Origin of the sequence: Longimonas halophila, assembly GCF_002554705.1 — a bacterium.
In the GTDB taxonomy this organism is placed as follows: Bacteria; Bacteroidota; Rhodothermia; order Rhodothermales; family Salinibacteraceae; genus Longimonas; species Longimonas halophila.
Map to the genome: position 1 here is coordinate 26,583 of NZ_PDEP01000009.1, position 14,568 is coordinate 41,150.

Sequence of the window (14,568 nt, forward strand, 5' to 3'; positions counted from 1 at the left end):
GCTGACGGCAGACTATGCGCCGGTGTTGGAGTCATCGAACCGATAGCCAATGCCGTACACGGTTTCGATGTAGGTGGGCGATGACGGGTCGGGCTCAATCTTCTTGCGCACGGAGGCCATGTGCCGGTCAATGGTGCGCGTAATGATATTCTCGTCGATGCCCCACACGTCGCGTAGCAACTGCTTGCGTGTAACCGTGCGCCCCTTGTGTTGAATGAGATAGCGCAGGATATCGAACTCCAGGGCGGTAAAGTTGATCTCCTCGTCGCCTCGGAAGGCTTCGTGCGTGGTGAAGTTGACCTCCACCTCACCAATCTCGTACACATCCATCGGAGCTTCTGAGGGCGGCATGGTGCGCTGCATCACCGCTTTGACGCGGGCGGCAAGCTCCTCCACATTAAACGGCTTGGTGACGTAGTCGTCGGCGCCCAGGCCAAAGCCCTTGAGCTTCGACTCCTGCTCCCCACGAGCCGTAATCATAATGACGGGGGCGCTGAAGCCGATCTGCTGTGACTCTTCAAGCACCTGAAAGCCGTCCTTCTTAGGAAGCATCACGTCGAGCAAGACGACATCGCAGTCCTCCATCGATTTCATCTGCTCAAGTGCTTCCTCGCCATCGGAGGCCGTTTCGACCTCAAACTCTTGCATATCAAAGTAGTCGCGGAGGCCCATCAGAATGTCGTCATCATCCTCCACGATGAGCATGTGGTACGTCCGTTCGGTCGTTTTGGCCATAACAAAAAAGGATTAGCGAGACAGGCAGTTGCGAAGTCAAACCGACGCGGAGCGTCGGAGGCTGTTCAGAGCAGGCCGTGCCGAGGGCACGGACACGTACAAATGCAATATGTTAATGCAGCATTGCAATATATGAACACCTGTCCCGGATCCAAGCCTGTGCGGGCGTTCTCACCAATTCATTACAGCGCGTTACGACCTTGTTGCGCCCTGCACAATTAAGGATGCGCATCATATGCTTTTGTACTGCGTGGTACACGCTCCACCGTTCATAACTCTCTTTCTTGCAACCGTTTCGACTTATGACAACCTCGGCGCACGACTTTCTCTTCGAACTGCTGGAAACCCCCAGTCCGACCGGCTTCGAAACTGCTGGGCAGCGCGTGTGGACGCAATACGTGGATGGCTTTGCCGATGATGTCGATTCAGACCCGTACGGCACAGCCTGGGCCGTGGTACACGGGTCCCATGACGATGCCCCCCGCCTCATGCTCGATGCCCATGTCGACGAGATTGGGTATATGGTGCGTCACATCACCGACGAGGGCATGATCTACGTCAACCGCATTGGCGGCTCCGACCGCGCCATTGCCCGGGGACAGCGCGTGCGCATTCTGGGCGACGATGGTGAGGTGCTGGGCGTGGTGGGCAACACCGCTATTCACCTGCGCGACCGAAGTGATGAATCCATTCCCAAAGTACACGAACTGTTTGTCGATATTGGGGCCGACAGCGCCGACGATGTGGCCGAGCGCGGCATCCGTGTAGGCCATCCCATGGTCATGGACATGTCGCCCGCGCATCTCACCGACTCGCGCATCACGGCGCGCGCCATCGACAACCGGCTGGGCGGATTCATCATGGCCGAGGTGCTGCGTCGTCTGGCTGAGCAAGACGAACCCGCAGCATGGACGTGTGTAGCTACCAACTCGGTGCAAGAAGAGATTGGCGGGCATGGCGCCAAGATGATTACGCATCGCCTGCAGCCAGATGCGGCGGTGGCGTTCGACGTAACCCACGCGACCGACTCGCCGGGCATCAGCGCAACGCAGCACGGGCAGATTAAGCTCGGCAAAGGGCCTACGGTAACGCATGGCACGTCGAATCATCCGCAGGTAGTCGAGCGCCTCATGCAAGCGGCTGAAGCCCACGACATTGCGCTGCAGCACGAGCCCTCCAGCCGCCGCACCGGCACCGACACCGATAGTATCTTCCGCGTGCGTGCGGGCGTCCCCAGCGCTTTGGTGTCCGTACCGCTGCGGTATATGCACTCAACCGTCGAGGTGGCCGACACAGACGATATCGAGCAGTGCATTAACTGGCTCGTCGCCTTCGTGAACGATCTGGAGGCCGATGCAGCATTCGACAGCGGGTTGTAGGCGGAGGGACGTCTTGCAGTGCAGTGCGTTGTAACGCCATGACGAGGACACAACACCCACTGCTTGTGCGTGCCGGGTTGTTTGGTTGCGCATCTGCCCCTGCACAACAGCCCGGTGCAACTGCTTGTTGTCTTTTGTAGGCCTGCTGTGCTATGTCTCGACCGCGTGTTGCTGTTATCATCCCCACGCTGAACGAAGCTGTGTGCATTGCCGATACGCTACGCCGCGTGCATGCGCTGCCAGGACCGGTTGAGTGTATCGTGGCTGATGGTCATTCCACGGATGAAACGCGCGCCTACGCCTCCCCTTATGCCACGGTCTGCACCAGCCCACGGGGGCGCGGGCGCCAGATGAACATGGGCGCTACTCGGGCTACGGCGTCTATTCTTCTGTTTTTACATGCAGATACAACTGTTACGCCAGCAGCATGGAGTGCAATGCACCGCGCGCTACAGCGCCCCTCGGTGCAAGCCGGTACGTTCCGGCTGACCTTCGACCGCTCTACACCACTGTTGCGTTTTTACGCATGGTGCACCGGCCTCAACTGGTGGGGATTTGCCTTTGGCGACCGAGGGCTCTTCATTCGGCGCACACATTTTGAGGCGATTGGAGGCTTCGCCCCGATTTCCATCTTCGAAGACCTCGACATGGCCCGACGGCTGTGCACGCAGGGCGGATTTCAGTTTGTGGATGCGCCCGTTGTTACATCGGCCCGGCGGTTTCGGGCGGTGGGCACGTTGCGCCAGCAGATGCAGAACGCGTGGCTTTGGCTTCGCTACATGACGGGTACGCCGCCCGCTAAGATGGCCAACGCCTATGCATACAGCAACGACGTGCGCCGCACCTGAGCAGGCATTCGCGCGAGAGGCGGCACGAGGTCCGTTAGCGCGATGTATTGGCATTGGGTTGGCAGGGTGCGTCTACCGGTAGTAGCCACGTTCCTCGTCGCGTACGCGCACCACTTCCTTGACCTCGTCAGAGTCGAGTGTGCCTTCGCTCATGCGGTCGAGCAATCCGGCAATCTGGCTGCCCTTGTTGGGGGCCTGTCGCCATTCGGGATGGGCCTGTTCGACCAGGCTCACCAGGATGCGCAGGTACGGGTAGCGTTCGGCGGGCGAGTCGAGCTCGGCAACGGCTTGCGAAAAGAGTTCGGCATTGCGGCCAACCTGGCGGTCAACCATCTTGTCGGTGTAACGCATAAAATAAGCAGGTGACGTTCAAGACGTGTTAAATGAGAGCGCACGTCCTCACATAGAACGAGGACGTGGGTAGGTAGATGCAGTGCTACGTTGCAATAGGCAAGGGTGTTGCACGAAGTTGGCAAAGCCAGCATTGGGAGCCATGCCCAGCGGGGCAACGAATCTCCCACCCGGCGCTTCCGTTAAGCATGGTGTCTTGATGACCAACCCGCTACAGGTGTTATGAGTACGCAGTCTGGCGAGCACACGAGCGCCTATCGGCTTGAGTTGCTGCCTACCGTTCCCGCGTTTCACCGGCGTGCCCTACGCGACAAGGAGTTCCGCAAAGGGCAGTTGGTGTACTACGGGCCGCATCCCTCGTTTTATGGTATCGGGGAGGTAAAGCGCGTCAACGGTCCCAACATCGCGGTCGATTTTCGGGGAACCGGCTCGTTTGATGTCCACGAAGAAATTATGGACCAGCGCTACCTCATCCGCATCCCGAAAGAAAAGATGGAGCAGCTGTAGCACCACTTGAGGAGGATAGCCCGGGCATCTGCAACCGCACTGTCGCGTCACCGCAAGCTCCTCTGCAGAAAATCCCCTCTGAAGGACCGCATTTGAAGATATTCTGTGCACGGATTACACCGAAGTGCGCATCCGTTCAGTTCTCGGCCAGGTCAATGATGAACGTAAAGCCGCCTTCTACTTCTGTGAACGAGGGGCGGCGGTTATCGCCATCGAACTTCTCATACGAGATAAACAGACTGCCATTCACCCGGTCGCTAATCTGATAGGTTAACTTGGGCTCAATGGTGGTACGCACCGCCTCGGTCTGGGTCGACACATTATCGCCTTCCAGGGCCTGACTTACAGAGAAATCGGGGTCGCCTGCGGCCTGCCGGAGGGCGCCTGCGAGCAGAAAGCGCTGGTCGTCTTCGGCCCTGCGGCTACCTGACAGAGAGAGCGTAATGGTGTTGTCGACGCGTCCGAGTGGAAGGAGCGGAATATCGAAGCCCTGGCTCCGAAAGTTTAGCGAAAGCGAGAGTTCGTTGGTCCGGCTTTCTTCGATGTTGAGGTTCGAAGTGCTCAGGAACACCGTGGTGCTTGTATTCCAGTCGATACTGGTGCTGAACGACGAGGACCAGCGCAGATCGACCCCAATGAGCGGGTTGAACTGCCGGTCGATGGTGGTGCCTCGCACGTTGTAGGTGGGGCGCGTGTACGAGCGAGACGCCCCCCCTATAGCCACCGAGGTGGTGTCGCCAGCGGTATCGCGCAGGTCGAACTGGGACTCGAAATTCCCACTGTAGCTGTGCTCCAGGGTTGCGCTGTTAACGACAGAGCGGATGAACGGCCAGTCGCCCAAGCCCGAGTATGAAACATTCCAGTTAGGGAGCGGCATGGGTAAGAATCCGCTCTGCCCAATGGTGCCCAGTCCTCTCAGGTAGGCCCGACGCGTATCCAGCGCCACGCTCTTGTTCGTGAGGGCCAGATCAACCGCATCAAACACAGTCCCCGGATCGGCGTCCTGCGTACTCCGCAGCCGATCAATCTGGCGAGACACGAGGGTCTCGTAACTCCCAAAGGCCCAGGTGGTAAGCGCATTGGTATTCGACTCGGTGCGGCGCCGCTCCAGTTCGCCTGTGGGAAAGCCGCGTTCGTTGAGAGCGGGAAACAGATCGGTAGAGGTATTTTTCGACCAACTCACGTTCCAGTTTAGATCTACCTGAAGGGCAGGACTGAGCTGAAAGCCCGTGCGGCCCTCCAGGCGGTCGGTGTTGCCAAGAATGTTGGATGTAATCGTGTCGAGCGAATCGCTGTCGACCAGGCGGCGGTCGTTGCTGAGCGAGCGCTGAAAGCCAAATCGGTACCCAAGCGAAGGCCCTTCTCCACGTAGTGCATCGACCAGGCTGTACGAGGTCTGCACGGTGCCGTCGTCGCGAAGCTCCCCGATGTTGTTGAGCGTGGTGGTGCGGTCAGCGGTGTAGTTGACGGAGAGCGGTGACATGTCGATAATGGCAAGGGCCAGGCGCTGCCCCAGGTGCAAGGGGTTAGGCAGCGGAATGTCGGGCAATGGAATTCCGCTTTCGTCATCGTCATTAGCCCCATCATCATCAGACTCGCCTTCGTCTTCAGCGTCCTCATCATCGGACGAGGGTGCGCGGTCCGATTCATTCTGGCGCTCGCGCACGGCGGTACGCCAGCGCTCTACGAACCCGAACCGCCCCCACACGCGGCTCGGGTCAAAGGTCATGCCGCTGCGCAGAGTAACCCGGTTTGTGGCCGTAGCGCCCTGTAGTGTGCCCTCACTGGCATTCTGCCACTGATAGTTCGAGCTGTACGAGATGTCTTGTAGGCGAATCCAATCAAAGGCGTCGCCCTCCAACAGGCTCGGCTGCAGGGTTGCGCTGAAGCGCTGGTTGTAGGTGTTGGTGCGAGGGCTTCCGTCTCCAAAAAAGATGGATTCGAAGACGTCGCCTTCGGAGCGGGTGCGTAGGCGCTCTTCGGCGAACACACGTCCAGCATCCACCTGGGCCTGGGTAACGTCGCCATCAGCGAGGGCCTGATCGAGGGTTTTGCCATCAATGGTGCGTTCAATCTCGGTTTGGGTGCTGTCTACCACAAGCACGGTGCGGTCGAAGCGGCTGCCCAGGTCGGCCAGGCTCTGTTCGGTATTGGTATCGAAGCTGGTGGAGAGGAACGAGAATGGCGTATACTGCAGCTGCCCGCCGCGGCTGTGTGTGAAGCGCTGATTCTCGCGAAACGGGTTCTCGATTCGATTCGGCAGGCGGTTGGTATTCGCGCGTAGCGCCGTAGAGCGGGTGCGTTGACGTGTGAAGGAGCGATTGACACTGGTGTTGAATCCGACCGCGTCGGGCACGTAGTTCCAGCTTAGCTGGCTCAAGCGTTTCAGCACCGGCCAGTCGGGCAGAAAGCCGAAGGGGCTCAGTGTGCGCGGCTCGCCAAATGAGACGTTATAGTCGAAGCTGCCCGACCAGCGCCACGAGTTGTCGATGCGCTGGCGCGGGCTGCGCCCCTCGCGGTCACTGTAGCTCGCGTTAAAGGCCAGCGCGTCGACCGTGTAGCGCATCAGCCGGCTCGATGAGTTGCTCTTGTCGAGGCTTACCGTAAGCGAGCGGTTGAGGCTGTACGTTTCGGACGCGGTGCGCAGGCTGTCGAGCGCACGCGAGCGGGCGGTTTCCCCCAGCGCCGGGTTGTCGTTGATCTGGGCCTCGACCTCGCTCAGGCGCACGTCGCCACGGTTTGGATCGAAACGAGGGACAGTGGTATTCGAGCGCACCTCCATGGTAACAGGGATGCGCCAGTTGTGGCGTGCCGGAAGAAGCTTGTCGAGATTCACGTCGGTGCGCAGCGTCCACGATTCCGTATTGCTCTGGTCGCGCTCGGCCAGGGTGCTCGACAGGCCGCCGAAGCCGTCGGTGCTGCGGTTGAAGTTGCCTCGCACAGTGGCAAAATCGGCCAGTTCCACATCGGCCTGAGCCGTAGCTGCCCAGCCGCCCTCCTCGTCGTATCCCGACACGCGCAGCTCGTCAACCCAGAGGGTCACATCGCGCAGGGGGACCGTGTCTTCACCGACGTGTCGCACGCCAATCACAATGTTGTTCACCGAGTTGAGAGAAGGCGTACCTTTGATCCCGATGCGCGCGCCTTCGGGCGAGGCGCGCAGCGGCACCCGTACTGTACCGTCGTTGCCAACATTGCTAAACAGCGAGTCGACGGGGGCGCCGTTGGCGTCGCGTGCCACCTTAAGCTGATTAAGGGCCGACACCGTGATGTTCATCTCGTTCTCGCGCGGCCACAGGTCTAGTCGAGTTTGGCTTCCATCGGGGAGGTCGCTCGCCGTAAGGGGCTGCTCGTACTCGTAGTAGTCGTCGACTTCGTTGGTGCCAAACCGCACGAACAGGCGCAGGTTGTCGTTAAGCGCCGCCTTTGTAATCGCTGACGAGTTGGCGCCGTGCAGATGCGTGTACATCCGGATGTTAGCGTACTTGAGCAGGTCGAGGCCCTGCGTGTAGGTCTTGAACACCCCGCGCTGCGTCCGTGCAGGCATCTCATCGACGCTAATCACCATCGACTGCTCGCGCGCCAGGCGCTGCGCTCCCCGGCTGGTGCGGTCGCGCCCGATGATCGTGCCCAGCGGCGGGGCGTACGTCGGGTCTTCTTCGTTGTTGATGCTGGAGATCTGCAGCGTACCGGGGCCCGGCATCAGCGAGTCTTCGGTAGCCACCGGTTCGGAGGCCTGCCACTGGCTACCCACCAGCTCGAACGAAGCCATGCGAATGGTGATGGGCACGTCGTGGCCGCGCGTCCACAGCCGCATCGACTCGATGCGGTTGAAGTCGTCGATCTCGCCCACGCGGCGGGTGAACTCGCGCACGGGCACTCGCGCCTTGTACCAGCCATCGCCCACCTCGCTCACAATGTAGTTATCCGTGTTTTCGGGGCGAGCCTGCTCCTGGAGCGTAGCACGGCTGAGCGGAATGTCGTACTCGTAGTAGTTATTTTCGAGATCGACGCTACCGGTGAAGCTGAGGTCTTCGGTGTTGGGCGAGCGTGAGCGTCCACGCCCCTCCGACACGTTGGTAGCCAGGCGGCTCTGTCCCTCAAATGTATTCAGTTCCAATCCCGCAAAGTAGCGGCTGAAGCGCTGCTGAATGGTCGCTCCATTCGGGTAGAGAGCGGGTGGGAAGAAGTCGGGATCCTCGTAGAAAACGTTGTTGCTATAGAAGTGATAATCATCAGCGGCCGGGTCGCGTTGAGCGCGGGCAATTTCTGCATCAAGACGTTGCTCTTGGGCCGGCGTAAGACCGGCGCGGTTAACTGTGGACAGCGCATCCAGAAAGCTGCGATAGCGAAACTGCTCGGTCAGGGTTTCCGGATAGTCGCCAGGATGCGATGACACAAGCCCGTTGAGCCCCAGGTCTTGCGTGCATCCGGCGTTTACGTCTACGGTACCGTTCTGCTGGCCGCTGGGCAGGCGGCTCCACGGGTTGAACGAAAAGGTGCCACCGAAATTGCACGAGAGACCGTCCTCCGCATTGAGGCGTCCGTCGGGAATCACATCTTCGGAGATGGTGCCCAGGTTCAGGTGCAGGGTGGCATCGTCTCCGGCATCTTCCTGTTCATTTTGAGGATACGGCTTAAATATGAACTCGACGAACTCCACATTCTGGAGCGAGAAGTCGGTATAGCCTTCGGGCAGCGAGCGCGTCATGCCGCCCCACACCTCGTCGGGGCGGCGGATGAATTCGTCTAAGGCACGGGTGTAGTTATAGGGGCCACGCTGGTAGGGCGAGAAGTACAGGTCGAGGGTGCGTAGGGTCGGGTCGGTTTCGCCGCGCAGGTCGCGCCCCGGAAACACGTCGCGCGTGTCAACCAGTTCGGTGGCTTCAGGATTGCCTCGCACCGAGGAGCGATCGGCCACGCGGTCGCGGTTGCTGGTATTGAGCTGGTACCATCCGAAGAGGCCGCGCCAGTTGGTGCGCAGCGAGTCATCGGTCAGGGTAGGAGATTCGGGGGATTCGCCCGGAAAAAGCGGAGGGGCAGACACCGTCCACGCCTCCGGCTGGGCGCGCAGCGAGAAGGTGTTCCGGAAGCCTTCGAAGTCGTCGATAAACGAGACGCCGCTCAGCTCGTCGGAGTCGAAGTCGAAGCCTTCGTCTTGGAGGTCTTCGCGAGCGCGGGTGAAGGCATTTGTTTCGGCGTGGCCCGGACGCAACTGCGCAAACTCGCCCGAGACCGAGACGCGGCTGTCGGCGCGGGTCTGGAGGAGCGGCAGGGCATCGACCGTACGCGTGAGCCAGTCGGGTTCGAGGTCAACGGTTCCATCCACGCCCCAGATGGTGTTTTGGATGGGCTCCTCGCCAATCCGAAACTTGTCGGTAGGGGCACGCTCGCTCAGGCGCATCAGGGTAGCGCCCACCGAAAGGCGCTCGCGCACGCTGTAGTCGGCCCGCGCGCCCAGCAGCGTTTTCTGCTGAATCTGGGCCAGCGTATTCTCCTCGTAGTTAATCTCAATGTCGCGTCCGGCGGTCAGGTACGTTGGGTTCGTAATGCTTACCGTGCCACCCTGGTAGTCGACCACGTAGTCGACACCCTCTTGCAGGGTGGTGCCGCCCGACTGCACCTCTACTGAGCCCTGTACGATACCGGCAAACGCATCCAGGTCGAAGAACTCCTGCACACTGCTTTGGAACGAGCCTCGAATCTGATAGACGTTGTCGCCGCTGTTATCGCGGGCGGTTTCTTGCTTGAGGCGATACAGGTCGCGAAAGGCAAATTCCTCGCCGGTAGCGGCCGAACTGCCGCTTTCGGTGGCTACGTCAATAATCCGCTGCCCGAATGGCTCCAGATACGGAAAGATGAGCAGCCCGGTACTCGGCTCAATAGTAACGCCCGGAATAAAGTCGAACTCGTTATCGGGGCGCAGACTGCCGTCTTGGTCGAGGCGGTCGAGGCCCAAGGCCTGCAGGAGCGGCGTTTGACCAGTCACTTCGGTAATTGTGTTGGAGGCCGACTGTCCAGAGGGCGCGTAGTCGATGTCGAGCTCGAAGTTGTCGGCGTCGAAGTTGCGCCCACGGAGCGGGTAGATGTTGCGCATCTCCAGGTACCAGGCCGCCGGGTTGGTCTGCGTGCTTGGCTGCACCGGATTCGACGGTCGAATGAGCTTGAGCACGAGGCGGTCGCTGTTCACACCTCCGGTGGAGCCGCCGCTGTCGGCGGTAAAGTCGCCGACCTGCACCGATTCGGCGCCCTCCCGGTAGCGAAAGGCTACGGCAATAGCCTCGTTTGAGCGCAGGCTCTGCTGCAGCGAGATATACCCGAGGCGGCTGTTGAGGGTGTAGTCGCGCCCTTCAGAGAGAAGGCGGTACGAACCGACCTGAAAGTCCTGCTCGTTGAGCGATTCAGGCAGTGTGCCGCCCGTAAGGACCTCCGACGGCGTAGCGGTATCGCCATCGCGAAGCGTTTCGAGGTTGGCGGTGCTGTACTGGTGGTTGGCGTTGGCCGGTAGCACCGGCGTGGTAAAGCCGTCGGCCTCTGTGAGGACTTCAACCGGCTCGCCGATGTCGACCATCGCCACGCTGCGACGTACGTTCTGGGCATCGGGGTCGGGGGCCGTTTCCAGGCGCCACACCTCTACATCCGTAATACGGTCGAAGCCATCGAAGGTCGTTACCGCATTGGGATTTTCAAGTGCGTCGTTCCAGCGGTTGCGGAAGTAGTAGCTCAGGAAGAAGTGCTTGCCGTTGTCGTAGTCGGTTGCTTTCAGGTCGAACTCGGTGCTCTCGGCGCCGCCTTCAATCGAGAGCGTGTTACCTTGCCCTTCCTGCTGGCTTGCTACGGCAGTTAGGCTCAGATTACCAAACTGAAGCGCGCTCTTGATGCCAAAGAGGCTCTGCCCACCGCGAATGAGCGACGACGGGGTATCCAGAAACACATTCCCGGCCTCCACCCGCTGCAAAATTTCATCTTCGTAGCCCGTGTAGAGAAGGCTGACCTGGTTCTGATAATCGAACGGGTTGTTGGTATCCCAGTCGATATTAATGTCGAGCTTGTCGCCGATGGTGCCCGTAATGCCGAGCTGGAGGTCCTGGCCAAAGTTGGGGTCGATCTGTCCGGCATCGCCGGTGGTGGCGGCGCGCTCTTGGCTGGTGCGATAGATAAAGCCCGCGTCGATGTTGGCGTTGCCCACCACCCGCAGGTCAACCTCGGGCGACCCGAACACGGTCGAGAACGCGCTGCTACGTCCCCCTGGCACGACCACGTTGAGGCCCAGCACCGGGCCACCTTCGGCAGACTGCTGGCGCCGCGTTTCAGCGAGCTCGCGCCAAGAAGACGCACGGTCGGCTGCGCGCCGCTCGGCCCGATAGGTAGCTGCGTCTACGCGTAGGGATGTTCCATCGGGGCGGGTGAGGCGGTACGCCTCGCGCTCGGTGCCAAACGTGAGCGTGTCGAGCTCGGCGGTTGGAGGGGAGCGGCGTGGGTAGATGCGAGACGCCGGGCGCTCGGTGAAGGGCACGGGACCGGTGCGCGAAGGGAGCAACCGTTCGGCGCGGGTATACGTCGTGTCGGTAGTAAGGGAGTCATCTGCTGGGGCGAGCAGCGTGTCGGCGCGGAGCCCGCCGATATGCCAGGTGGTGTCGCGCTCTGTGGTGTCGCGCTCTACGGGGCGAGGTGGCGCTGCGAATGTGTCGGGGGCGGAGGCGTTGCGTGCAGGCGATGGTGGCACGTCCTGCAATGCCTGGGTAAATGAGGCGTCGGGCCGATCATCGGCAAGCGGCACGGCAAGCGCATTGCCCCACAGCGCGAGCGAGACAGCCAGGCAGCCTGAAAGCTGGAGCATAATGCCCCAGGGCGACCTTAAAGCAGAACGTACAGCAACGAAGCGCAACGGCACAAATCCCAGATACAGCAAGAGTAGGTGCAGGTCCAACCGGTCAGTGGACGGGGCTGCCTATTCGTGGGCAGCGTGGAAGAACGTGGTAGCAGTGTGTGCCGATACGCAGCAGCGGTTCCGGTTCGAAGTGGCGAAGCGTGCCACGCAAAGCTGCAGCGGGGCACAATTGGAACGACAATGTAACTGAATACGGGCTCGATCGCAAATGAAAACCTACTCAGATCGGAGGGGGCGCCCAGGTCGTTCGGATGCGCAGTTGAGAGGAGCATGAGAGGAGCAGCGGCAGACGGAGAGGCCCCAATCGTCTGTTAGCGGGACGCTACGATGAGGCCGGCGCTGCATCCATGGGCTCCTTGTCGGTGATGCGCACATGGCCGTCGTACCACGTTTCGGTGATGTTCAATCCGTGGTCGCGCAGCGCGTCGCAGTAGTCCTCTTTGGGTACGATTGCCTCCGGCACGCGGGCGCCGCCTTCCGAGATCGTGTGACCAGCAATCATTTTTGCCACAACCACGATGGGAATGCTGGTGCAACGCATCATAGCGGTAAGGTTGTCCGTCTCGTTGTAGCGCTCAATCATTTCGTAGACGAGCGTTTTGGAGGCGCCATCTTTTTCACCTTGTATCATGACCCGCATGAGTACGGCGTCTTCATAGTCGCCACTCAGGCGCTCGCGCATGCGGCGAACGAGCAGGTCACGGTACGTCAGGTGCGTGCGCACGCCAATTTTGCGTTCTTGGCCGAAGCCGAGCCCAATCACAAAGCGCATTTGGTGCGCATGGCCGGGCCAGCGGATGGTTTTGTGGTCGAACGACGGCACACGTCCATCGAGGGTGTCGGTGAGGGTCGAGAGGCCGCCCTGGGTGTTGAAGGCCTCCATGTTATCGAACGGCCCATCAAAGTGGATGGTCTCATCCCCCGAGAGCGCATCCACCTCAACGAGGTTGCCATCTGCAATGTGCTGGGCCGGGCGCGTGTAGTCGTCAATGATGCGCTCGGCCGACCATGAGATGCGAAAGTTGAAGGGCGGTTCGGGATGCAGTGGCACATCGCCCACCCGAATAGACGCAGCCGTAGCCCGGTCGAACTGCTCTATGCCGCGCATGGTGAGCACGTTCACCAGGCCTGGAGCCAGCCCGCAGTTCGGCACAATCCAGACGGCCTTCTCGCGGGCGCGCTCGTCCAGGGCCAACTCCTGTTTTACGATGTCTTCGTTGCCCCCCAGATCGCAGAAGTTGACGCCCAGATCCAGGCACAGCTCCGCCAGGTCCGGATTAAGTTCAGAGGGCGCGCCGCTCACCACGCAGTTGCTCTCGCGCACAATCTGCGAGAGCACTCCCAGATCGCGGGCGTCGACCTGAAACGAACGCAGCGCGCCGTTGTGCTCCACCGAATCGTGCAAGGTTTGCAGCGACCGCGACCGCGTATCGCACACCTGCACCTGATCCACGTCATCGTGGCGGCACAGTTCGCGTACCACAGCGGCCCCAATGGCCCCGGCTCCAACGACAGTAATGGTCATGATTCGTCCAGCTAAGTAGGAATAAGATGAACCCTCGTGCGGATGGAGCGGAAAGCGTGCTGGGGAATGCGTAGCAGAGCCCCCTCACACCGCTACACCGCGCCGCGTCCTTCGAGCGCTCGCGCCAGAGTCGCCTCGTCGGCATACTCCAGATCGCCCCCGATGGGAAGCCCGCGCGCAATGCGCGTCAGCGCTACATCGAACGGCTCCAACAGCTGTGCGATGTAGTACGCTGTGGTATCGCCCTCCACGTTCGGGTTCACGGCCAGAATGACCTCCTCAACCGGCACCGGCTCGGGCGCGTCGTCGCCCTCAGGAGCATCTGTGTCGGAGGCATCTGCGTCGGGGGCGGCATCCGAAGACGGCGCATCGGGGGCGCCGTCTCCGCTGGGGCCGTCGGGGAACGACGGGTCGATGCGTTGTGCCAGCTCGCGGATGCGCAGATCGTCCGGACCGACCCCGTCCAGCGGCGAGATGACGCCGCCCAGCACATGGTAGAGGCCGTTGTAATCGCCGGTGCGCTCAATAGCGAGCAGATCGCTCGACTCCTCCACCACACAGATGGTGGCCCGGCTGCGCCGGTGCGAGCTGCAGATCGGGCACGGGTCTTGGTCGGTTACCACAAAGCAGGTGGAGCACTGCATCACCTGATCCTTGACGTCGACCAGGGCACTGGCGAGCGCCTCGACCTCCGCACGCGGCATTTTGAGCACGTGGTTGGTGAGGCGCTGCGCGGTCTTGCGACCAATGGTGGGCAGCTTCGCCAGCTCTTCCACCAGCGTTTCTACCGATTCGGACGTAAACTGCATGAGCCAGCACAGGGAGCAGAAGGGGGGCGCGATGGAGCACAACGAAGCCCGTTAAGGCGACGTGTGGAGCTACATTCCGAGTTGGCTCAGATCCATGCCCGGAGGTAGCATGCCGCCCATCGAGTTCTTCATTTCTTGCTGCGCCATATTCGAGGCCTCTTCGAGCGCCTTGTTCACACCCGCAATCACGAGGTCTTCGAGCAACTCAATGTCGTCGGGGTCCACGGCTTCCGGCTCAATCTCGATGGCCGTAATCGTCTGGTTGCCGTTGGCCGTTACCTTGACCATGCCTCCGCCTGCTTCAGCGGTCACCGTCTTTTCAGCGAGTTCGTCCTGGGCTTCCGTCATTTTCTTCTGCATGTCCATCATTTTCTTGAACATGTCGCCCATGTTAGGTCCACCGTTAGCCATAGCGCTGTAGAGAGATATAGAAAGAGAACGTGAGAGCAAAAGAAGTTGCTGCGTTCGCAACATGAACGGTGCAACGTGCAACGCAGGTGGTCGATCCGCAGCCATCCAGATG

At 60.7% G+C, this 14,568-nt stretch carries 9 protein-coding genes; 3 read left to right on the plus strand and 6 right to left on the minus strand.

The features are described 5' to 3' along the window. Nucleotides 1-12: 12 nt before the first annotated feature. Nucleotides 13-735: a response regulator transcription factor gene (locus CRI93_RS10180; protein WP_098062532.1), complete on the minus strand. Its 723-nt coding sequence runs from the start codon at nucleotides 733-735 to the stop codon at nucleotides 13-15. 302 nt (nucleotides 736-1,037) lie between these two features. On the opposite strand from CRI93_RS10180, the gene CRI93_RS10185 reads away from it, so the two are divergent. Together CRI93_RS10185 and CRI93_RS10190 are read left to right on the plus strand one after the other, a co-directional pair. Beyond that, nucleotides 1,038-2,114: a M42 family metallopeptidase gene (locus CRI93_RS10185; protein WP_098062533.1), complete on the plus strand. Its 1,077-nt coding sequence runs from the start codon at nucleotides 1,038-1,040 to the stop codon at nucleotides 2,112-2,114. A 152-nt stretch (nucleotides 2,115-2,266) separates the two neighbouring features. Next, nucleotides 2,267-2,962 (plus strand): TIGR04283 family arsenosugar biosynthesis glycosyltransferase, encoded by a 696-nt coding sequence (locus CRI93_RS10190; protein ID WP_098062534.1) that lies wholly within the window; start codon nucleotides 2,267-2,269, stop codon nucleotides 2,960-2,962. A gap of 72 nt (nucleotides 2,963-3,034) precedes the next feature. Here the strand turns inward: CRI93_RS10190 and CRI93_RS10195 are convergent, their stop codons facing one another. After that, nucleotides 3,035-3,313: a DUF4290 domain-containing protein gene (locus CRI93_RS10195; protein WP_098062535.1), complete on the minus strand. Its 279-nt coding sequence runs from the start codon at nucleotides 3,311-3,313 to the stop codon at nucleotides 3,035-3,037. 222 nt (nucleotides 3,314-3,535) lie between these two features. On the opposite strand from CRI93_RS10195, the gene CRI93_RS10200 reads away from it, so the two are divergent. Then, nucleotides 3,536-3,820, plus strand: coding sequence for a hypothetical protein (locus tag CRI93_RS10200; protein WP_098062536.1), 285 nt, complete (start codon nucleotides 3,536-3,538; stop codon nucleotides 3,818-3,820). Nucleotides 3,821-3,956: 136 nt separating this feature from the next. Here the strand turns inward: CRI93_RS10200 and sov are convergent, their stop codons facing one another. The 4 genes from sov to CRI93_RS10220 form a co-directional block, all read right to left on the minus strand. Beyond that, nucleotides 3,957-11,660 (minus strand): T9SS outer membrane translocon Sov/SprA, encoded by a 7,704-nt coding sequence (gene sov, locus CRI93_RS10205; protein ID WP_098062537.1) that lies wholly within the window; start codon nucleotides 11,658-11,660, stop codon nucleotides 3,957-3,959. A gap of 373 nt (nucleotides 11,661-12,033) precedes the next feature. After that, nucleotides 12,034-13,236 carry a saccharopine dehydrogenase family protein gene (locus tag CRI93_RS10210; RefSeq protein ID WP_098062538.1) on the minus strand — a complete coding sequence of 401 codons (1,203 nt, stop codon included), beginning with the start codon at nucleotides 13,234-13,236 and terminating at the stop codon, nucleotides 12,034-12,036. Between the two features lie 92 nt (nucleotides 13,237-13,328). Further along, the gene (locus CRI93_RS10215) at nucleotides 13,329-14,045 is read right to left on the minus strand and encodes a recombination mediator RecR (RefSeq protein ID WP_098062539.1); all 717 of its coding nucleotides are present in this window, start codon (nucleotides 14,043-14,045) and stop codon (nucleotides 13,329-13,331) included. A gap of 69 nt (nucleotides 14,046-14,114) precedes the next feature. Next, complete coding sequence (locus CRI93_RS10220; protein ID WP_098062540.1) at nucleotides 14,115-14,456, minus strand: YbaB/EbfC family nucleoid-associated protein; 342 nt, start codon at nucleotides 14,454-14,456, stop codon at nucleotides 14,115-14,117. Between the last annotated feature and the right edge of the window lie 112 nt (nucleotides 14,457-14,568).